The organism is Kribbella sp. C-35 (assembly GCF_046549195.1).
GTDB lineage: Bacteria > Actinomycetota > Actinomycetes > Propionibacteriales > Kribbellaceae > Kribbella.
Genome location: NZ_JAJPWG010000005.1, coordinates 124,271 through 144,336, shown reverse-complemented (window position 1 = coordinate 144,336; position 20,066 = coordinate 124,271). Strand labels below are relative to the sequence as shown.

Genomic DNA, 20,066 nt, shown 5'->3' with positions numbered 1-20,066 from the left:
CTGAACCGCCCGATCGCGAAGGAGGATGTATGAACGACGTGCTGCTCGAGATGCGGGGCATCACGAAGACCTTCCCCGGTGTCAAAGCTCTCGAGGACGTCTCGCTCGCCGTCCGGCGAGGGGAGATCCACGCGATCTGCGGAGAGAACGGCGCCGGCAAGTCCACCCTGATGAAGGTGCTGTCCGGCGTCTATCCGACCGGGAGTTACGACGGCGGGATCAGCTTCGACGGCAAACCCGTGCACTTCAGCGGCATCCGGGGAAGTGAGGCCGTCGGGATCGTCATCATCCATCAGGAGCTGGCGCTGGTGCCGTACCTGTCGATCGCCGAGAACATCTTTCTCGGCAACGAGCGCCGCGGACGCGGCGGACTGATCGACTGGAACCGGACCAACGCCGAGGCCCGCGAACTGCTGACGTCGGTCGGCCTGGACGAGAACCCGGTCTCGCCGGTGATCCAGCTCGGCGTCGGCAAACAGCAGCTGGTGGAGATCGCGAAGGCGTTGTCGAAGGATGTCCGGTTGCTGATCCTCGACGAGCCGACCGCCGCGCTCAACGACGTCGACTCGGCACACCTGCTCGACCTGCTGCGGCGGCTGCGGGACCGCGGGATCACCTGCATCATGATCTCCCACAAGCTGAGCGAGATCACCACGATCGCCGACTCCACCACGGTGATCCGCGACGGTCGCACGGTGGAGACGCTCGACATGACCTCGGGGGAGGTCACCCAGGAGCGGATCATCCGGGGCATGGTCGGCCGCGACCTCGAGAGCTTCTACCCGGTCCGCGACTCCGAGCCCGGAGCCGAAGTACTGCGGATCGAGAACTGGACGGTGTGGCACCCGGTCCAGCCGCGCAAGGTCGTCGACGGCGCGAACCTGTCCGTGCGCGCCGGTGAGGTCGTCGGCATCGCAGGACTGATGGGTGCGGGACGCACCGAGCTCGCGATGAGCGTCTTCGGGCGCTCGTACGGACGCAATATCAGCGGCCGGCTGTACCTCCACGGCAAGGAGGTCCGGGCCCGCACCGTCGCCGAGGCGATCTCGAACGGCATCGCCTACGCCACCGAGGACCGCAAGCGATACGGCCTGAACCTGATCGCCGACGTCCGCGCGAACGTGTCGGCCGCCGCGCTCGGCAAGCTGGCCAAGGCCGGCTGGGTGAACGGCAACGAGGAGATCAAGGTCGCCGAGCAGGGCCGGCGCGACATGAACATCAAGACGCGCACCGTGCTGGACACCGTCGGCACCCTGTCCGGCGGCAACCAGCAGAAGGTCGTGCTGTCCAAGTGGCTGTTCACCGATCCGGACGTGCTCATCCTGGACGAGCCCACGCGCGGGATCGACGTCGGAGCCAAGTTCGAGATCTACACGATCATCAACCGGCTCGTCGCACAGGGGAAGGCGGTCGTGGTGATCTCCTCCGAGCTCCCCGAACTACTGGGGATGTGCGACCGGATCTACACCTTGTCGGCCGGCCGGATCACCGGTGAAGTGCCGGTGGACGAGGCAACCCAGGAGAACCTCATGGTGCTCATGACGAAGGAGAAGGAGCTCGCCGGATGACCAGCACCAAGCCCTCTGCACCAACGGAACAGCCATCAGCAGAGAGCGCCTCCGCCACCGCGCTGCACGTCGGCACCAGCGATCCGCTCACGCTGATCATGCGCAACCTGCGGCAGAGCGGCATCTACATCGCGTTCATCGTGATCGTGGCGCTGTTCGCCTCCCTGACCGACGGTGTCCTGCTCAGCCCGGGCAACATCACCAACATCGTGCTCCAGTACTCCTACATCCTGGTGCTGGCGATCGGCATGGTGATCCTGATCATCGCCGGCCACATCGACCTGTCGGTCGGGTCGATCGTCGCGTTGACGGGCGCGGTCTCCGCCGTACTCGTCATCCAGCACAACCAGCCGTGGTGGATCGGTGTGGTGGCAGCCGTGGCGGTAGGTGTCGCGGTCGGCGCCTGGCACGGCTTCTGGGTGGCATACGTCGGCATGCCGGCCTTCATCGTGACGCTGGCCGGTATGTTGCTGTTCCGCGGCCTGACGCTGCAGGTCCTGGACAACGTTTCGCTGTCGCCGTTCCCGGCCGAATACCAGAAGGTCGCGAGCGGCTTCCTGAACGGCCTGATCGGCGGGCAGGGGTACGACGCCTTCACGCTCCTCATCGGCGGGATCGCGGTCGCCGGGTACGCCGTCGGTGTGTTCCGCACGCGGTTGGCACGGATCCGCTACGAGCAGCCGGTGGAGTCGTTCCCGCTGTTCGTCACCCGGGTCGTGGTGGTCGCCGCGGTCGTCATGTACTTCGCCTGGCAGCTCGCCCACGCCCGCGGCCTGCCGATCGTCCTGATCATTCTGGCGGTCCTGGTGATCGCCTACGGGTTGATGACGAAGAACACCGTCTTCGGCCGCCAGGTCTACGCGATCGGCGGCAACCTGTCGGCCGCGACGCTGTCCGGCGTGAAGGTCCGCAAGGTGAACTTCTGGATCTTCGTCAACATGGGCTTCCTGGCCGGGGTCGCCGGCGTCATCTACTCGTCCCGGTCCAACGGCGCCCAGCCCGCGGCCGGCAACATGTTCGAACTCGACGCGATCGCGGCGGCGTTCATCGGCGGCGCGGCCGTCGCGGGCGGCGTCGGCACCGTGGTCGGCGCGATGGTCGGCGGCCTGATCATGGCGGTCATGAGCAACGGCATGCAGTTGATGGGTGTCGACCAGTCGACGCAGTCGGTCGTGAAGGGCCTGGTACTGCTGCTGGCCGTTGCCTTCGACATCTACAACAAGCGCCGCGCCGGCGCCGAACGCTGACGAAGGAGCCCTATGGTTCGCCCCGTCGACAGTTCGGGACCAGCAGATCTCGGGGCGACCCGCTCCCTCGGTATGTCGGACGTCGCCGCGCGCGCCGGCGTGTCGCACCAGACGGTGTCGAGGGTGGTCAACGGGCACCCGAACGTGGCGGTTGCGACCCGCAAGAAGGTGCTCGAGGCGATCGCCGAGCTCGGCTACCGTCCGAACAGCGCAGCCCGCGCTCTGGTGACCGGATCGTCGCGCACGATCGGCCTCGCGATCGCCAACGTCAGCCAGTACGGTCCTGCCCAGACTCTGCTCGGGCTCGAACAGGCGGCGCGCGAGGCCGGCTACTTCCTGACCGTGTCGGTCTTCGACGACGACAGCGCCGGCAATCTGATCGAGGCTGTCGAGCGACTGGCGACACAGGCGGTCGACGCCATCGTTGCGCTGAGCACCTATGAGGGCGCGGTGTGCGCGTTGCCCGAGGTCGATTCGCGGGTTCCGCTGATCGCCGTACAGGCCGAGCGCGACGGGCAGGACCTGGCGGTCTGGGTCGACCAGGAGGCCGGCGCGGCGCTCGCGACGAGGCACCTGCTCGATCTCGGGCACCGCACCGTTCACCATGTCCGCGGACCGGCCAACGCGCTCGAGGCGGACGCGCGGGAACGCCGCTGGCGGCTGGAGCTCGAGGCCGCAGGCGCTCCGGTACCGCGGGTGTTGTACGGCGACTGGTGGCCGCCGACCGGCTATCTGGCCGGCCGTGAGCTCCTCGCCCGCCGGCGTGGCGGGGAGGAGGTCACGGCGGTCTTCGTTGCCAACGACCAGATGGCGCTCGGATTGCTCAGCGCACTCGACGAAGGCGGGATCCGGGTGCCGGAGGACATCAGCGTCGTCGGTTTCGACGACGTCCCGGAGGCGCCGTACTACGTCCCGTCCCTGACGACCGTCCGCCAGGACTTCACCGCACTCGGCCGACGGGTCGTCCAGGTGGTGCTCGCCCGCATCAGTGGTACGCCGATCCAGCCAGCACCAGTGCAACCGCACCTGATGGTCCGCAGTACGACCGCCCCGCCACTCCGCGATGCCCGGTTCGATCGGTAGGTCAGCCGGGATCCTTACTATTTCCCCATGGCGAGAGTGAGCGAAAGCGTCGGACGAGCTCCGAGTATGACGGATGTGGCCGCCGCGGCGGGTGTCTCGCACCAGACCGTGTCTCGCGTGCTGAACGGGTCGGAGCTCGTCAAGGACGAGACCCGCACTCGCGTGCTGGCGGCGATCGCCGAGTTGGGATACCGGCGCAACAACGCGGCCCGGATGCTCGTGACGAACAGGTCGGGCCGGATCGGGATGATCTCGGCGCACCTGGTTCTGCACGGGCCGAGCATGATCGCGGTGTCGGTCCAGGACGCCGGCCACAAGGCGGGGTACGACGTCTCGCTCGTCGCTGTCGAGGACTTCTCGCCGCAGTCGCTCCGGGAGGCCGTCGGTCGCCTACGCGACGAGGCCGTCGAAGCGATCGTCGTGGCCGTCGCCCATCGCGAGGCGCTCGAGCAGGTCAGGTCGCTCGATACGGCCGTCCCCGTCCCCGTCGTCGTCGTCCAAGGTGTGAGCACCGGACAACCGATGGCGGTGGGTATCGACCAGGAGGCCGGCGCGCGGATGGCGGTGGAGCATCTGCTCGACCTTGGTCACCGGCATGTCGCGCATCTCACCGGACCGCTGGAGTGGGTGGAAGCCGGGCAGCGGCGCGCGGGCTGGCAACTTGCCCACGAGCACCGGCATGTTCTGCCGGGACCGGAGCTCGTCGGTGACTGGTCGCCGCGGAGCGGCTACGAGGCAGGTCTGCGGATCGCCGAAGATCCCGACGTGACGGCGGTCTTCGCGGCCAACGACGGTATGGCCATGGGGCTGGTGTACGCCTTGCACGAGAAGGGTCGTGACATCCCGGGCGAGATCAGTGTGGTCGGATTCGACAACATCCCGGAGGCGCCGTACCTCTGGCCGGCCTTGACGACGGTCAACCAGGAGTTCTCCCTGCTCGGTCGGCGCGCTGTCGAGTTGACCCTGCAGGCGCTCGCCGGGCAGGTCGATCCGTCGACCGAGCTGATCCGACCCGAACTGGTCGTTCGCGACTCCACGGCCGCCCCGGGACACTGATCGGTTAGCGCTAACAGACACCGTCCGAATCGTCTCTGCCGTCCTTGACAAACAAGAATGTTAGCGTTCACAATTTCGTGACCGTTGCCGGTCCCGGAGATCGTCGGAGAGGAACTGTGGATGAGCCCTGAGGAGCGCTACGTCGTCGGAGTGGACTTCGGGACGCTCTCCGGCCGCGCCGTCGTCGTCCGCGTGTCCGACGGGGCCGAGCTCGGTGCCGGCGTCCATGAGTACGCGCATGCGGTGATCGACGACCGGCTGCCGGCGACCGGTCTGCGGTTGCCGCCGGAGTGGGCGCTGCAGGTCCCCGACGACTACCGGGACGTGCTCAGGACCGCGGTTCCGGCGGCGATCGCGGCCTCGGGCATCGACTCGGCGCAGGTGATCGGGATCGCGACCGACTTCACCGCGTGCACGATGGTTCCGTGCCTGTCCGACGGCACCCCGCTGAACGAGGTCGAGGGACTCGCGGACAGGCCGCATGCGTACGTGAAGCTGTGGAAGCATCACGCCGCGCAGCCGCAGGCCGATCGGATCAACGAGCTCGCCCGCGAGCGGGGCGAGGGCTGGCTGCCGCGGTACGGCGGGCTGATCTCGTCGGAGTGGGAGTTCGCCAAGGCGCTGCAGCTGTTCGAGGAGGACCGCCCGCTCTACGACCGGATGGAGCACTGGGTCGAGGCGGCCGACTGGATCGTGTGGCAGTTGTGCGGGCGCTACGTCCGCAACGCCTGCACCGCGGGTTACAAGGGCATTCTGCAGGACGGCCGCTACCCGTCGGCGGACTTCCTCGAGGGGCTCGCGCCCGGCTTCGGGTCCTTCGTCGCGGACAAGCTGGAACACCCGATCGGTCAGCTCGGTTCCGCGGCCGGCACCCTGACCGCTGAGGCAGCCGGATGGACCGGGCTGCCGGAAGGCATCGCGGTTGCCGTCGGCAACGTCGACGCGCACGTGACCGCACCTGCCGCGCAGGCCGTCGACGCGGGTCAGATGGTCGCGATCATGGGTACGTCGACCTGCCACGTGATGAGCGCCGACACGCTGCGCGAGGTGCCTGGCATGTGTGGTGTCGTCGACGGCGGCATCGTCGCGGGCCGCTGGGGGTACGAGGCCGGCCAGAGCGGCGTCGGCGACATCTTCGGCTGGTACGTCGACAACGCCGTACCGCCGTCGTACCACGAAGCGGCCGCTGCGGCGGGGGAGTCGCTGCACGAGCACCTGACGCGACTCGCTGCCGGTCAGGCGGTCGCCGAGCACGGGCTGGTCGCACTCGACTGGCACAGCGGCAACCGCTCGATCCTGGTGGACCACGAGCTCTCGGGATTGGTCGTCGGCCAGACGCTGGCGACCCGGCCCGAGGACGGCTATCGCGCCCTGCTCGAAGCGACGGCGTTCGGTACCCGGGTGATCGTCGAGACCTTCGCGAGCAGCGGCGTACCGGTGAAGGAGCTGATCATCGCCGGCGGCCTGGCGAAGAACGCGCTGCTGATGCAGATCTACGCCGATGTCACCAGGCTTCCGCTCTCGATCATCGACTCCGAACAGGGCCCGGCCTTGGGTTCGGCGATCCACGCCGCGGTGGCGGCCGGTGCCTATTCCGACGTCCCGGCCGCGGCCAAGAGCATGGGCAAGGTCAGACGCGGCGTCCATCTGCCGGATGAGGAGCGGGCGCGTGCCTACGACCAGTTGTTCGAGCTGTATCTCGAGCTGCACGACTACTTCGGGCGTCACACCCGGCTGATGCGGAAGCTGAAGGCGATCCGGCGCGCTGCGGTGGAGGCCCGATGAGCGCGGTCGCGGAAGTCGCCGACACCCTCATCCGGTTGCGGGCCGAGGTATGCCAGTTGCATGCCCATCTGCCGGCGTACGGGCTGGTGGTCTGGACGGCGGGAAACGTCTCGGCCCGGGTTCCCGGGCACGACCTCATGGTGATCAAACCCAGTGGGGTCGCCTACGAAGAGCTGACACCCGCCAACATGGTCGTCTGCGATCTGTACGGCCGGGTCGTCGACGGCGAGCACGCGCCGTCCTCGGACACCGAGGCCCAGGCCTACGTCTACCGGGAGTTGCCGGACGTCGGCGGTGTGGTGCACACGCATTCGCCGTACGCCGTCGCGTGGGCCGCACGTGGTGAGGCGATCCCGTGTGTCACGACGATGTGTGCCGACGAGTTCGGCGGCCCCATCCCGGTGGGTCCGTTCGCGATCATCGGGGACGACTCGATCGGCCGCGGCATCGTCGAGACGCTTCGCGGTTCGCGCTCGCCGGCTGTGCTGATGCAGAACCACGGTGTCTTCACGGTCGGGCCGACAGCCAAGGCCGCGGTCAAGGCGGCGGTCATGTGTGAGGACGTCGCGCGGTCCGTGCACCTGGCCCGTCAGCTCGGCGACCCGATCCCCATCGACCAGACGTACGTCGACCACCTGTACGACCGCTACCAGAACGTCTACGGACAACGATGACTGCCGGAAGGACCACATGTCTGTGAACAGCCCCGAGGTTTGGTTTCTCACCGGCAGCCAGGGTCTCTACGGCCCCGGAACTCTCGAGCAGGTCGCCGAACAGTCCCAGGCGGTGGCGAAACGCCTCGCCGACGCCGGTCTGCCGGTACAGATCGCCTGGAAGCCCGTCCTGCTCGACGCCGACGCGATCCGCCGGCAGATGCTCGAGGCCAACAGCGCCCCGGAGTGCGTCGGCGTCATCGCGTGGATGCACACCTTCTCGCCGGCGAAGATGTGGATCGCCGGACTCGACGCGCTCCGCAAACCGCTGCTGCACCTGCACACGCAGGCCAACGTAGCGTTGCCTTGGGCAACGATCGACATGGACTTCATGAACCTCAACCAGGCCGCGCACGGCGACCGGGAGTTCGGCTACATCCAGTCCAGGCTGCACGTGCCCCGCAAGACCGTGGCCGGGCACGTCGAGTCGCAGTCGGTCCAGGAACGCGTGGGTCACTGGGCTCGCGCAGCGCTCGGCGTCGCCGAACTCCGTTCGCTGAAGCTCGCGCGTTTCGGCGACAACATGCGCGACGTCGCCGTGACCGAAGGCGACAAGGTCGAGGCGCAACTGCGGTTCGGCGTATCGGTCAACACCTACGGCGTGAACGAACTCGTGGCAGCGGTCGACGGCGTCGCCGGTGCCGAGATCTCCACCCTGGTGGACGAGTATGTGGACACGTACGACGTCGCTCCCGAGCTGCTGCCCGGCGGCGACCGGCACGAATCGCTGCGCTACGGCGCCCAGATCGAACTGGGCCTCCGGGCGTTCCTGACCAACGGCGGGTTCGGCGCGTTCACCTCCAACTTCGAGGATCTCGGCGGTCTCCGTCAGCTGCCCGGTCTGGCTGTGCAGCGCCTGATGGCCGACGGCTACGGATTCGGCGGCGAGGGCGACTGGAAGACGTCGGTGCTACTGCGGGCCAGCAAAGCGATGGCCGCCGGGCTGCCGGGCGGCACATCCTTCATGGAGGACTACACCTACCACCTGATGCCGGGGGAGGAGAAGATCCTCGGCGCCCACATGCTCGAGGTGTGCCCATCGATCACGACGACCCGCCCGTCGCTGGAGATCCACCCGCTGTCCATCGGCGGCCGCGAGGATCCGGTCCGGCTGCGCTTCATCGCCGACCCCGGACCCGGCGTCGTGGTCGGGATCGCCGACCTCGGCGACCGCTTCCGACTCACGGCCAACGTCGTACACCTCGTCGAGCCGGACGAGGCGCTCCCGCGGCTGCCGGTCGCCTGTGCGGTGTGGAAGCCCGAGCCGTCCCTGTCCACCTCGGCCGAGTCATGGCTCGTAGCCGGCGCACCCCATCACACCGTCCTGACGACGGCGCTCGAGCGCGAGGTCTACGAGGACTTCGCCGACATGCTGTCCGTCGAGCTGGCCGTCATCGACGCATCGACCACCGTCCGGGAGTTCCAGCGGGAGCTGCACTGGAACGACGTCTACCACCGCATCAGCCGGGCCGGAGCCCGGTGATGTCCGGGAGGTAGATCGGGATGTCGATGACCGGAGTCGGCGAGACGGTTGACGAACTGCGTCGATGCGTCGCAGACCTGACGGAGTCTGAGCTCGACTTGTTCACGACGGGCATCGTGTCGGTCCGTCTTCCGGACGCTGACCTCATTGTGCTCAAGCCCTCGGGAGTCTCCAGCGACAACCTGTCGGTTGGTTCGATCGTGGTCACAGACCTGTCCGGGAAGGTGCTCGACGGTGTGCATGCCCCGTCGTCCGGCGGTGACGCTCACGCCCATGTGTACCGGGAGATGCCTGAGGTAGGAGGCGTCGTGAACACCCGATCAACGCTTTCGCTTGCTTGGGCAGCCCGGGGCGAGCCGATCCCATACGTGCCGACGCTCGCGGACGAGTTCGGTGGCCAGATCCCGGTCGGTCCTTTCGTCTCGAGCACGGGCGATGCCCTCGGCCGTGGAATCGTGGACGCGGTGCGAGCAACCGGGTCACCGGCTGTCCTGATGCCGCGCCACGGGCCGTTCACCGTCGGCCGGACCGCAAGCGCGGCAGTCAGAGTCGCCTTGCTGCTCGAGCAGTTGACCCGTACCGTCCACATCGCCCGCCACCTCGGCACCGTCGAACCCCTCGACCCACACGACACCGACTGGCTGCGCACCCGCGTCGCGCGGACCCAACAGACTGACTTCGATCACCACACCCCCACCCCGTGCGCCGGCGGCGCGGCGGACCGCGCACCGAAACCGTAACGACTCTTGCACACTGGACTGCGAACGTGTCGTCCACTGGGGAATCAGGGGTTCCATGCGTGCCGGGGAGGGGGCGGGGTGGGGGCGAACCGAGTGATGGTCCGAGTGGGTGCTGCACGTCTGGCCCGGCCGGTGTGGGACTCTGCGTTGGGCTCACCGGTCTGGGGGGAACGCACTCTCGCAGGACTTGCTCGAGCTGACCTCGAGACCGGGTGTTTGCCGGCCAGCGCCGAGACGGCGCCTGGCACGAGTGACCCGATCGCGGACGGTCTCAGCCTCGAGGCGGGCAAGGTGATGAGTGACGGACGGCACCGCTCAGCTCGTGGCCGAGGCACTACGCCGCCACCTGCCGACTCCCGACGTACTGTCCGCTGAGCAGCGCCTCGGCTCATCTTAGGCCCGCAGGCAGCGTCGCTGATCCAGCCGCTCGTCGTGGCGATGACGCTCGACATCGACGTCAAGACCCTTGCCGAACGCCCCTTTTGGATCCATCCAGCCCTCACCGGGGTAGTGAAGGAGACCCTGCGCCAACTCGCGGCTTGATGCGACTGCTGAGCGGTGAGTGTGCGGCGGCGGGTAGCTGGCCGGCCCTTGCCGCCCTTGCCGCTCTGCTCACCGCCGTGCTTGTTTGACTTCGGGGCGTTGGCGGCTCGCTCCTTCGGCATGCCCTTGGCCTGCGACGCGTTGTTCGCCACGGATCCGAGTCGGGGCGGGTTGCGACCTGTTGTGCTTGTGAAGTGGGTACAGAGGGGGGATGTTCGAAGACTTTGTGTTGAAGGAGCTCGACGTCGCGGGGATCCGGATCCGGGTGCGGCACGGCGGTTCCGGGCCGGCTGTGGTGTTGCTGCACGGTCACCCGCGGACGCACACGACGTGGTACGCCGTCGCGCCACGGCTCGCCGACGCGGGGTTCACCGTGGTGTGCCCGGATCTGCGTGGGTACGGCGGATCGGTCAAACCTGTGACGGACGCCGACCACACTCCGTACTCCAAACGTGCGATGGCCGCCGATGTCGTCGGCCTGATGGATTTGTTGGGGCATCAGCGGTTCGCTGTCGTGGGGCATGATCGGGGCTCGTACGTCGCCTATCGGACCGCGCTGGATCATCCTGATCGGGTGGCGAAGCTGGTCGTGATGGACGGCGTGCCGGTGGTGGAGGCGCTGGAGCGGTGCGGGTCCGAGTTCGCGGCGGCGTGGTGGCACTGGTGGTTCTTCGCGCAATCGGCGAAACCGGCCGAACGGGTGATCTGCGCCGACCCGGAGACCTGGTACGAGGCCTGGACCAAGAACTCACCGCGGGCGCTCGGACCGGAGAACCACGCCGACTTCTTGGCGGCGATCCGCAACCCGGCGACGGTGCACGCGATGCTGGAGGACTACCGGGCCGGGATCGGGATCGATCGCCGCAACGACGAGGCCGACCGTGCTGCCGGTCGGCGGATCGAGTGCCCGACGCTGGCCCTGTGGTCGACCGATGACGATCTCGAGCGGCTCTACGGAGATCCGGTCGAGGTCTGGCGGTCCTGGTGCCGCCAGGTCGAAGGGCACGGCATCAAGTCCGGTCACCACATGGCCGAGCAGGCGCCGGAAGAGCTGGCCAACAGCTTGTCCGCGTTCTTGGAGGCTAGCTGCCGGGTAGGAAGAGGCACACCAGGTGGCCGTGGGGATCGCGGATGACGCGGACGCCGTCGGGTTGTGGCTGATGTGACTCGGCCGTCGCGCCGAGCTTGACGGCGCGCTCGGCCTCGCGATCCAGGTCATCGACGTCGAAGTGTGCCTGCATCTGCTGGACGCCGGGCCCGATAGAAGTCTGCCACCCGCACAGACCCTGTCTGCGCTCGATCCGGGTAGCCACGTCTGATCGTCCAGGCGTCTGGCCGCCGGTCGAGGGTTGGCTTGCGAACGGGAGGTAACAGGATGGCGTGACCAACGCGAAGTCCACCGCCGTCCGTCCGTCCGACGCCGAGCGGCTCCGTGAGTTGTTCTCCGGCACCGTCGCGGGAACTGTGGGGTTCGAGGAAGAGGTGCTGGTGGTCCGTCGGGGGAGCTGGTTGCCCGAGGATGCCGGCGCGGTGGTTGTGGGTGTCGGCGACCCTCGGGTGAAGCGTGAGCTACCGGCCTGCCAGCTCGAGATTGCGACGTCCACTCACGCTGAGGTGACTGACGCGGTTGAGGAGCTGCGCAGTTGCCGGCAATTGGTGGCTGACGTGTGCGGCCCGGACATGGCCGCGATCGCGGCGCCGGTCCACCCCCTCGTCGACGGAACCACTGCTCTGTCGGGCACTGCGCGGACCGCCGGGCTAGGGACTCGCTGCGGACGAGTGAATCCCGGTCCACTCGGAGCTGCCTCCACGACGTCGTCGATATCGCCGAGCCGTACGCGCGGGGCGGTCTGGACGACGTACGCGCGATGGTCGAGCACCCTCTGGTGGATGAACTCCGAGCCCTCGGTCCACACCGCGTGGTTCCGTGGCTTGCGCAGGTCTTCACCGCATGAGGTCGCACTCAGGTGGCTCGGGTGCGTTGGGGGATGGTGTGAGTGCCATCGCAGAACGGAGGGATGGCGGTGCGTCCGCAACGGCAGAGAGCGATGGTGCGGCGTGCGGCCGGGATCGCATCGCCGTCCTCGTCCAGCAGTTCGAAGTCGCCGCGCACCAGGATCGGTCCGTCCGGGTAGAAGCGGATCTGGGTCGCGCTGTCGTCCTCCGTGGTCATGAAAGGCCGGTACCCAGTCCGGTAACGGTTTCCTGGCCGGGTACTGGTCTCCTGGCCAATGCGTCGAGGAGACATACATGCAGCTACCACCGCCGCGTGGGCCGCTCAGTGCCTGGTTGAGCGACCAGCTCACGGGCGCTCGCGGTACACAGCGGTCCATCGAGATCGCGCGATCCAGTCAGCCGTTCGCCGACGAGGATCTGCAACTGGCGCTCTGGATCGCGTACGAGCTGCAGTACCGCGGCTTCGACGACGTGGACCCCGACGTCCAGTGGGATCCGGTGATCATTGCGGCCCGCACTCAGTGGGAGCGTCCGTGGATCAACTGGCTGGAAGCCAACTGCCGGGTTCGTCCGAGTGACGAACCGGTCGCGGAGCAGCTCCGCGCGATGATCGACGCCGATGACGGACCGCGGCTGGCGTCGTACCTGCGTCGGCATGCCACGCGAGACCAGTTTCGTGAGTTCGTTCTGCAGCGGTCTGTGTACCAGCTCAAGGAGGCCGACCCGCACAGCTTCGGCATTCCACGGCTGGACGGTGCTGCGAAGGCAGCGCTGGTCGAGATCGAGTCCGACGAGTACGGCGGCGGTCGCCCGGAGCGGATGCATTCCGAGCTCTTCCGTACGACGATGCGCTGGCTCGGCCTCGACGACAGCTACGGCCGGTACGTCGCGGCGGCCCCGGCCGTCACGTTGGCCGTCTCGAACGTGATGTCGCTCTTCGCGATCCACCGCCGATGGACCGCCGCCCTCATCGGCCACCTGGCCCTGCTCGAGATGACCTCCACGCTCCCGAATCGCCAGTACGCCGCCGGTGCCGCCAGGCTCGGGGCTTCGGAAGACCAGGCGCGGTATTTCACCGAGCACGTCGAAGCAGACGCCGTCCATGAGCAGATCGCGGCCCACGACCTCTGCGGCAGCTACGTGCAACAACATCCCGACGCGATCAGCGACGTCCTGTTCGGCGCCCGCTGCTCACTCGTCATCGACAACCTCTTCGCCGAACACCTGCTGACCGAATGGGCGGCATCGTCACGTTACCTCCGCGCGAGCGACAGTGCCGCGGGATGAATCGCTTCACGAGTCGCGGGTACCGGGTTGCGGTCCGAACGACGGCAGCGACCCTTGGAGGTAAGGCGGATGAGCACGATCACCCAGTCGATCGACGTCGAGGTCCCGGTCACGACGGCGTACAACCAGTGGACGCAGTTCGAGTCCTTCCCGCAGTTCATGGAGGGTGTGGAGGAGATTCGTCAACTCGACGACACCCACAATCACTGGGTCGTGAAAGTCGGCGGAGCCACTCGTGAGTTCGACGCGACGGTGACCGAGCAGCATCCGGACGAGCGGGTGGCGTGGAAGTCGGACTCCGGGCCGCAGCATGCCGGCGTGATCACCTTCCACAAACTGTCCGACGACACCAGCCGGGTCACCGCGCAGATGGACATCGACCCCGAAGGCTTCCTGGAGAAGATGGGCGACAAACTCGGTGTGGTCGAAGGCCGGGTGAAAGGCGACCTCGAGCGCTTCAAGGCGTTCATCGAGAGCCGCGGCACCGAGACTGGCGCCTGGCGCGGCGACGTACCTCGGTAGCGCACGCCGGCGCGGCAAGGTCAGCCGTTGGAGTTCTCGTCCAGCGCTGCTCGTGACCGCGCCGCGTCGTAGCTGGCGCGGTCAACAGCTCCACCACGCGCCTGCTTGCCCGCAGCGCCTCCAGCCCGGAGACGCCCGCTGTCGCCAGCGCCCGGCACGAGGACAACCTCGCCCAGGCAGTCGACGCCCGCAAACTCGTGGGCCAGGCAATGGGCATCCTGATGGAGCGCTACAACCTCGACGGCGACCAGGCCTTCGCCATACTGCGGCGCTATTCCCAAGACACCAACACGAAGCTGCGCGCCGTCGCGCTGCAGCTGATCGAGACCCGCAAGCTGCCCGACTGATGATTCCGGAGTGCCGCAGGCCGCGGTGGTTGCCGTAGGCATGCGGCCGGGCACCGGCAGTGTCAGGAAGCCTGATCGCGCGCGAGGTCCGGTGCTCCAGGTTCCGGGAGTTCAGACCAGCAGCCCCGGAACCGCACCCGACACCAGGGAGCTTGACTGGTTTGTGGCTTGGGCACCGGTGGGTCGCTGCGGTACATCATCTCAGCGATTCGGGGCTACAAGAGGAACGGAACCATGGAAATCATCGGAGTCATCGTCGCCGGCATCATCATCGGCATACTCGGAAAGTTCGTCGCTCCGGGCAACAAGGACAACATCCCGATCTGGCTGACCATATTGTGCGGAATCGGCGGGGTAATCATCGGATGGTTCGTCTACACAGCGTTCGGCGGTAATGGCAGCCCAGGCGTCGACTGGGTGCGCTGGATCGTGGCCATCGCGATCTCAGCCGTTCTGGTCGTCATCGCATCCACGGTGACCAGTCGGAACACGTCCGCGCGAGGCTGAATGTTGCGGCGACGGTTGAGTGCCCTGGACCCGACAGTTCGCCACGTGGTGGATTGTGTTGGGGCTGGGGCTATGTGTTCTTATCGCCGTACGGGCGTCAGTCGATCAGAGTGTTCGGGGACGCTGATGGCCGGCGTGCGGCAGCACGAGCGGCCGGTGCAGGCCGGGGCGATGGTGGCACACTCCCGAGACCACAACGTCAAGCTCACCGAGGTCGCGTCCTCACTGCTCAGCAAGCACGTCCTCCCATTCCCGCTCCGCGATGCCGGCGACGAATCCATCGGTGACGGATTCACTGTCTGGGGCCGCTGGGAGCGGCGCCGCGGCCGGGTACGGCACCCTCCTACCGTATCCGGCGAGGCGACGCGCGGATAACCGGCAATGGAAAGGGGGTCGGCGAGCTCGTTGGTGTGCAGCGTGCGGCCGCCGGCCAGTCGCAGGTCTCGCTCGAGCATCTCGTCGTCCTGGTGCGTTGCATGTTCGTGACGATCAGCACGTCGGAGGCCGCACGTGATCCTCGACAATCCGCACCAGAACCGGCGCACCGCACGCGACGATCGCGGCGCTGTCAACCAGCTGGGCCTGGGATCGCAGGCGGCGGGGGCGTTCCTTTCCATCGATCCGGGCAGCGCCGATCTCGCCGTACCGGCCAGGTTCGGGGCCTCGGGAGGGCAGGCGTTGGCCGTCGCCGCCTGCTTTCCACTGCACTGACCTGGACGGACGCGCGGCACGATCCCATGCATCATCGGCCGACCGCCAGGTGGGTGTCGTATCGGGTTCGTTTGCGGTTGGGCTGGGTACGGGGATCGGGATGCTTATTGCTGAGCGGTACAGGTTGGGGCCGTCTGTTGGTCGGGGCGGCATGGGGGAGGTGTTCCGTGCCACGGATGAACTGCTGGGGCGGGTGGTCGCGGTCAAGTTGCTGCTGCCGTCTGATCGGGACGCCAGAGCGGGCGAACGATTTCAGCGGGAGGCGCGAGCTGCTGCGAGGTTGAGCGACCCGCATGTGGTCTCGGTGTACGACTTCGGTCGCCACGACGAAGGTTTCTTCTTGGTGATGGAGCTGGTCGAAGGCCGCACTGTCGCCGCGGAGCTCGCTCAGCAGGGACCGCTGTCGAAGGATCGTGCGATCGACATCGTCGAACAGGCGGCCGCGGGTCTTGCCGCGGCGCATCTGGAGGACGTCGTCCATCGTGACGTGAAACCGGGCAACCTGCTGCTGACGGCGGACGGGACCGTGAAGGTCGCGGACTTCGGCATCGCTCACCTTCCAGGAGAAGGGGCGAGCACGCTCACGGCGACGGGCCAGATTGTCGGCAGCACGCACTACCTCGCCCCCGAGCGGGCGAGGGGTGAGCAGGCGGGGAAGGCAGCTGATGTGTACGCGCTGGGTTGCGTGCTCTATCAACTGGTTGCCGGTCAGCCTCCGTTCACGGCGGAACACCCGGCGGCGATTCTCTACCAGCACGTCGACACCGCTCCGACGCCGCCGAGTTTGGCCCGCCCCGAGCTGGCCGGATCGTTCGAGAATGTTCTGCTGCGGATGCTCGCGAAGGATGCCGCCGACCGTCCGTCCGCAGCCGAGATCGCGGGCGGCGCTTTGCGTGCCCAGCTGCGGGCAGGTGATCCCGGCCTTGCCATGTCCGTCCCGGCAGTTGTGGCCGCGCCGGAAGTTGTGGCAGCGAACGACCCGGTCGTCACCGCCACGCAGCCGCCACTCGACGCGCCGGAAATGCCGACCCGGACACGAAGAAGGACAGTTCTCGTCGGGGGGATCGCCGTTCTCGCGACAGGAGCGGCCGTGCTGGCCGGCGTCGTGCTCAACGGCAACGACACCAGGTTGCCCCCGACGACCGACGTCGGTCCTCAAAGCAGCCCCAGTACGCCGACGTCGAACGCCACCAAGACGAGAACGGCATCGACCGCCGGCGCGAACCAGCCGGATAGCACGAAGGTCACCTCGGCTCGCCCATCGCAAGGCACCTCTGAACAGGTAACGCCGAGCACACCTTCGCCCAGCACGTCGGTGACTGATTCATCGTCGCCGGGTACGGAGTCGCCGAGCGTGCCCACCCAGAGCAGCGCCACGCCGAGCGCTTCCACCCGAGGAACGCCTTCGACGGGAGACTCCCCGTCAAGCACTCCGACCAGCAGCACTCCCACGACGAGTACCCCGCCGCCTGACACCTCGTCGCCCAGCCCCCAACGCACCGAAACCCCGCCAGCAGCCGACTAGCCACAGGTCGGGTCGACGCCGTCCGCCCACGACTCCGCGGGCTTGAACCTTGATCGTTGGGTCGGGGCTGGGCCGAGGCGATGCGGCGGCCCGCCTGGTCAAGGGTGACTCGGCGGGCGGCCGCATCATCGGTCAGGAGTTCTCTCGACTGTCGGTTGTGTTCACCTCCTCCACCCGCGGATCGAGATCTGTCAGCAGCTTCGGCGCCGCGGAGGGCCGCGAGCACGGCCATCGGGCCGCCGCGGCGGCACCCGCCCGAGCGCACCGGTGCCGCGGCGCGCCCGTCGCGACGGTGGCCGCGCCGTCTGCCCACCGCCGCGTGGACAGGGCTTGTCGAGCGGGGGCTCGCACGGCGACTCCCAGACGGCAGCGATCAAGGCGTCGAACTCGGCCCGCATCAGCTCGTCATCGGCGAGCGTCAGGTCAAGGAAGGCCTGGTCGAGTTGCTGTGTGTCCACCGTCATCGATCTCACCCCATCGACAACAACTTGCCCTGTCACCGGCCCCGGTCAGGCGTTGATCTCCTTGCGATCGCTGTCGGTGCTCGCGATCGAGATCTTGCGTGGCTTGGCCTGTTCGGCGATCGGGATCCTCAGCGTCAGCACGCCGCCCTCGTAGCGAGCCACGATCCGGTCGGCGTCCAGCGTGTCACCCAGGAACAGTTGCCGGGAGAACACCCCGAGTGGGCGCTCGGCAACCTGCATCTCCACGTCCTCACCGAGCTCGAGCGGCCGGCGCTCGGCCTTCACGGTGAGTACGTTGCGTTCCACGTCCAGCTCGATCGCGTCCGGTGAGACACCGGGAAGATCGAAGGAGACGACGTACTGATCGCCTTGCCGGTAGGCGTCCATCGGCATCGCGGTCGGCCGTGACCACGTGCCCGGCGCTTGGCTCCCGAGCACCTGCTGGGCCAGCCGGTCGAACTCCCGGAACGGGTCTGTGCGCATCAACATCGTCTGCACCTCCTGTGGCCTCAAGTCAACTGTGGTGTCAATACGCATCTCCGGTATAACATGTCATCGAAACGATGACAAGTAGGGATGTCGTCCAATCGCTGACATTGACACGATGAGGTGACGGAGTGGCTGCCGACTACCAGACAGACGATGCGCGGACTCCGGTGGCAGCCGCGCTCGCCGCCGTGGAACAGGTTGTCCGGCAGCTCGATGAAGCCCCGGGGACCGGCGTCAGCGCGGTGAACGTTCTCGCGGCGCTGACCGAACTGCGGGCTGTGCAGGACCGGCTCGCGACCTGGGAGCCGGTGCTCATCGGTGCGGCGCGCGAACAAGGCATCAGCTGGGCCGACCTCGCCCCAGCGCTCGGCGTCGCCAGTCGGCAGGCCGCCGAGCGTCGCTACTTGCGACTCAACCCCCACAGCACCGACCAGGCGGACATGACTGGCGAACAACGAGTGCAGGCGGCTCGCGACCGCCGCGCCGGTGAACGCGCTGTCACGCACTGGGCTCGAGACAACGCGGCCCTGCTGCGCCGGCTCGCCGCGCAGATCACCGCGCTCGACGACCTCGACGCCGCCACCCAGGAAAGCGTCGATCGCCTTCTGCACGCGCTCGGCGACAACGACACCGCGACGTTGCTGGCGCCGTTGGCCGAGGCTGGAGCGCAACTCGAGAACAGCAACCCCGCCTTGGCCGGACAGGTCGCCGACATCAACCTGACCACCGACCAGCTACGCGACGAACACAGGACCAGAGCGCAGTAACGCAAGCCGAGCCGGGCACCGTACGTTCAGGGGCTTCGCGCCGGACCCAACCCCGGGCGCCAGGACGAGACCCGGCTTTCGAGCTTGGCTGCACTCGGCCTGGCCGTGTGCTGCCCGGCGCGAAGCGTTCTGTACTGCGGCGGTTCTACCGACTCGCAGACACTTGGTGGATCAGCCGTCGCCCGTGGTGGCACGGCGGCGTCCTGCTCGGGACCCCGACGTACCGCGATGCGATGCCCGCGTCGTCTGGTCGTCGGTGACCGCTGTCTCAGGTGGGTCGGGAGATCTGCGAGCCGGATGGACCGGACCCCCGCCGAGGCGACGGAACTTCCACCGGCGCTCGTCGTAGTCGTAGTAGGTGTCCACCCCGCCGACAGACATGACGACCTCCCACCCGTAGGTGCTCATTTGAGCAAGTTGCATTGGGGTTCCCAACGATCGCAGTCCTCAAACCTCCCGCGCCTGCGGTCCTTCTTGAAGTCCGTGGGTTTGGACCGCGGGTACTTCGAATGTGGTACGGCAGTGTGCCATTTCGGTAAGTCCTTGTTGCGAGGCAGAAATGCTGCGCCCGCCGGCCAGAGCAGGCCGCTCCCTACAGCTTTGTTGCCGTCGTTGTCGTACGGCGGATGCGGCGCGGCGCCTCGTGACATCAGTAATGCTCCGGAAAGGAGCCGTCACATGTCGCCAACGACAGATCATCGGATGAACGTGGAGAGCCCACCGGCGGAAGGTGTGGCCGAGACCGCCCGGGACCAAGCCGGGCAGCTGAAGGAGACGTCGGCCGACGCTGCTCGCGAGGTCGCGGGTACGGCCAAGGAGAAGGTGTCGGACGTGACGTCGGACGTCCGTGCGGAGACCCGGCGGCTGGCGAGCCAGACGCGACAGGAACTTGCCGGGCAAGCGCGTCAGCAGAAGGACCGTGCCACCACCGGCCTGCGTTCGGTGAGCGACGAACTGCGCGGTATGGCCGAGCACGGACAGTCGGGCCTGGGTGCCCAACTCGCACGGCAGGGCGCCGACTTCACCGATCAAGCCGCGGATTTCCTGCAGCAGCACGAACCCGCCGACCTGCTGGACGAGGTTCGCTCGTATGCGCGGCGCAGGCCCGGCACATTCCTGCTGGTCGCCGCGGCAGCCGGCGTCGTCGCCGGACGCCTGACCCGTGCCCTGGCCGCGGGCGGTACCAGCGAGCCGAACAACACTGTGATGCCGAACAACACTGCGGCGCCGCTGAGTACGCCGGTCATGACGCGGCCAGGACCGGAGCAGTGAG

At 67.6% G+C, this 20,066-nt stretch carries 22 protein-coding genes and 2 pseudogenes; 19 read left to right on the top strand and 5 right to left on the bottom strand.

The genetic code is table 11. The annotated features are described in order from the left end of the window. Nucleotides 1-29 precede the first annotated feature (29 nt). The 9 genes from mmsA to ACLJOO_RS31085 all read left to right on the top strand — a co-directional run bounded on the left by mmsA (nucleotide 30) and on the right by ACLJOO_RS31085 (nucleotide 11,353). Nucleotides 30-1,568, top strand: a complete 1,539-nt coding sequence (gene mmsA, locus ACLJOO_RS31125) for a multiple monosaccharide ABC transporter ATP-binding protein (protein ID WP_410791091.1) — start codon at nucleotides 30-32, stop codon at nucleotides 1,566-1,568. After that, nucleotides 1,565-2,815, top strand: a complete 1,251-nt coding sequence (mmsB, locus tag ACLJOO_RS31120) for a multiple monosaccharide ABC transporter permease (protein ID WP_410791090.1) — start codon at nucleotides 1,565-1,567, stop codon at nucleotides 2,813-2,815. The genes mmsA and mmsB overlap by 4 nt, the downstream gene beginning before the upstream one ends. 12 nt (nucleotides 2,816-2,827) lie before the next feature. After that, entirely contained in the window at nucleotides 2,828-3,898 is a 1,071-nt protein-coding gene (locus ACLJOO_RS31115; protein ID WP_410791089.1) for a LacI family DNA-binding transcriptional regulator, read from the top strand. A gap of 27 nt (nucleotides 3,899-3,925) precedes the next feature. Further along, the gene (locus tag ACLJOO_RS31110) at nucleotides 3,926-4,954 is read left to right on the top strand and encodes a LacI family DNA-binding transcriptional regulator (RefSeq protein ID WP_410791088.1); all 1,029 of its coding nucleotides are present in this window, start codon (nucleotides 3,926-3,928) and stop codon (nucleotides 4,952-4,954) included. Between the two features lie 120 nt (nucleotides 4,955-5,074). Further along, complete coding sequence (gene araB / locus ACLJOO_RS31105) at nucleotides 5,075-6,739, top strand: ribulokinase (RefSeq protein ID WP_410791087.1); 1,665 nt, start codon at nucleotides 5,075-5,077, stop codon at nucleotides 6,737-6,739. Beyond that, the gene (locus ACLJOO_RS31100; protein WP_410791086.1) at nucleotides 6,736-7,413 is read left to right on the top strand and encodes an L-ribulose-5-phosphate 4-epimerase; all 678 of its coding nucleotides are present in this window, start codon (nucleotides 6,736-6,738) and stop codon (nucleotides 7,411-7,413) included. Before araB ends, ACLJOO_RS31100 begins: the two co-directional genes overlap by 4 nt. Before the next feature lie 16 nt (nucleotides 7,414-7,429). Beyond that, nucleotides 7,430-8,935 carry an L-arabinose isomerase gene (gene araA, locus ACLJOO_RS31095; RefSeq protein WP_410791084.1) on the top strand — a complete coding sequence of 502 codons (1,506 nt, stop codon included), beginning with the start codon at nucleotides 7,430-7,432 and terminating at the stop codon, nucleotides 8,933-8,935. Nucleotides 8,936-8,955: 20 nt separating this feature from the next. Continuing rightward, on the top strand, nucleotides 8,956-9,675 hold the full coding sequence (locus ACLJOO_RS31090) for a class II aldolase/adducin family protein (protein WP_410791083.1): 720 nt from the start codon (nucleotides 8,956-8,958) through the stop codon (nucleotides 9,673-9,675). 754 nt (nucleotides 9,676-10,429) lie between these two features. Then, complete coding sequence (locus ACLJOO_RS31085; protein ID WP_410791082.1) at nucleotides 10,430-11,353, top strand: alpha/beta fold hydrolase; 924 nt, start codon at nucleotides 10,430-10,432, stop codon at nucleotides 11,351-11,353. Here the strand turns inward: ACLJOO_RS31085 and ACLJOO_RS31080 are convergent. Then, entirely contained in the window at nucleotides 11,301-11,459 is a 159-nt protein-coding gene (locus tag ACLJOO_RS31080) for a VOC family protein (RefSeq protein ID WP_410791882.1), read from the bottom strand. The two genes, ACLJOO_RS31085 and ACLJOO_RS31080, sit on opposite strands and share 53 nt — an antisense overlap. Nucleotides 11,460-11,598: 139 nt before the next feature. Between ACLJOO_RS31080 and ACLJOO_RS31075 the strand changes: the two are divergent. Next, nucleotides 11,599-12,024, top strand: a pseudogene (locus tag ACLJOO_RS31075) (glutamate-cysteine ligase family protein); the annotation flags it as partial. Between the two features lie 157 nt (nucleotides 12,025-12,181). On the opposite strand, the gene ACLJOO_RS31070 reads toward ACLJOO_RS31075, so the two are convergent. After that, entirely contained in the window at nucleotides 12,182-12,391 is a 210-nt protein-coding gene (locus ACLJOO_RS31070) for a CDGSH iron-sulfur domain-containing protein (protein ID WP_410791081.1), read from the bottom strand. A 77-nt stretch (nucleotides 12,392-12,468) separates the two neighbouring features. On the opposite strand from ACLJOO_RS31070, the gene ACLJOO_RS31065 reads away from it, so the two are divergent. From ACLJOO_RS31065 to ACLJOO_RS31035, 7 genes and pseudogenes are all read left to right on the top strand, one after another. Further along, nucleotides 12,469-13,461, top strand: coding sequence for an iron-containing redox enzyme family protein (locus ACLJOO_RS31065; protein WP_410791080.1), 993 nt, complete (start codon nucleotides 12,469-12,471; stop codon nucleotides 13,459-13,461). Between the two features lie 69 nt (nucleotides 13,462-13,530). Beyond that, nucleotides 13,531-13,983 (top strand): SRPBCC family protein, encoded by a 453-nt coding sequence (locus ACLJOO_RS31060; protein WP_410791079.1) that lies wholly within the window; start codon nucleotides 13,531-13,533, stop codon nucleotides 13,981-13,983. A gap of 101 nt (nucleotides 13,984-14,084) precedes the next feature. Further along, nucleotides 14,085-14,330, top strand: a pseudogene (locus tag ACLJOO_RS31055) (ANTAR domain-containing protein); the annotation flags it as partial. 234 nt (nucleotides 14,331-14,564) lie between these two features. Further along, the gene (locus tag ACLJOO_RS31050; RefSeq protein WP_410791078.1) at nucleotides 14,565-14,837 is read left to right on the top strand and encodes a GlsB/YeaQ/YmgE family stress response membrane protein; all 273 of its coding nucleotides are present in this window, start codon (nucleotides 14,565-14,567) and stop codon (nucleotides 14,835-14,837) included. Between the two features lie 126 nt (nucleotides 14,838-14,963). After that, nucleotides 14,964-15,212 carry a hypothetical protein gene (locus ACLJOO_RS31045; protein ID WP_410791076.1) on the top strand — a complete coding sequence of 83 codons (249 nt, stop codon included), beginning with the start codon at nucleotides 14,964-14,966 and terminating at the stop codon, nucleotides 15,210-15,212. Nucleotides 15,213-15,347: 135 nt separating this feature from the next. After that, nucleotides 15,348-15,548 carry a hypothetical protein gene (locus tag ACLJOO_RS31040; protein WP_410791075.1) on the top strand — a complete coding sequence of 67 codons (201 nt, stop codon included), beginning with the start codon at nucleotides 15,348-15,350 and terminating at the stop codon, nucleotides 15,546-15,548. Between the two features lie 100 nt (nucleotides 15,549-15,648). Continuing rightward, nucleotides 15,649-17,073, top strand: a complete 1,425-nt coding sequence (locus ACLJOO_RS31035) for a serine/threonine-protein kinase (protein ID WP_410791074.1) — start codon at nucleotides 15,649-15,651, stop codon at nucleotides 17,071-17,073. 191 nt (nucleotides 17,074-17,264) lie between these two features. Here ACLJOO_RS31035 and ACLJOO_RS31030 read toward each other — a convergent pair whose 3' ends face one another. Both ACLJOO_RS31030 and ACLJOO_RS31025 read right to left on the bottom strand, forming a co-directional pair. Next, nucleotides 17,265-17,537 carry a hypothetical protein gene (locus tag ACLJOO_RS31030; RefSeq protein WP_410791073.1) on the bottom strand — a complete coding sequence of 91 codons (273 nt, stop codon included), beginning with the start codon at nucleotides 17,535-17,537 and terminating at the stop codon, nucleotides 17,265-17,267. Nucleotides 17,538-17,582: 45 nt separating this feature from the next. Next, nucleotides 17,583-18,026 (bottom strand): Hsp20/alpha crystallin family protein, encoded by a 444-nt coding sequence (locus ACLJOO_RS31025; protein WP_410791072.1) that lies wholly within the window; start codon nucleotides 18,024-18,026, stop codon nucleotides 17,583-17,585. 128 nt (nucleotides 18,027-18,154) lie between these two features. Between ACLJOO_RS31025 and ACLJOO_RS31020 the strand changes: the two genes are divergently transcribed. Beyond that, on the top strand, nucleotides 18,155-18,793 hold the full coding sequence (locus ACLJOO_RS31020) for a hypothetical protein (protein WP_410791071.1): 639 nt from the start codon (nucleotides 18,155-18,157) through the stop codon (nucleotides 18,791-18,793). Nucleotides 18,794-18,964: 171 nt separating this feature from the next. On the opposite strand, the gene ACLJOO_RS31015 is transcribed toward ACLJOO_RS31020, so the two are convergent. Beyond that, nucleotides 18,965-19,201, bottom strand: coding sequence for a hypothetical protein (locus tag ACLJOO_RS31015; RefSeq protein ID WP_410791070.1), 237 nt, complete (start codon nucleotides 19,199-19,201; stop codon nucleotides 18,965-18,967). Nucleotides 19,202-19,471: 270 nt separating this feature from the next. Here ACLJOO_RS31015 and ACLJOO_RS31010 point away from each other — a divergent pair, with 270 nt between their 5' ends. Continuing rightward, nucleotides 19,472-20,065 carry a hypothetical protein gene (locus tag ACLJOO_RS31010; RefSeq protein ID WP_410791069.1) on the top strand — a complete coding sequence of 198 codons (594 nt, stop codon included), beginning with the start codon at nucleotides 19,472-19,474 and terminating at the stop codon, nucleotides 20,063-20,065. The last annotated feature ends 1 nt before the right edge of the window (nucleotide 20,066 follow it).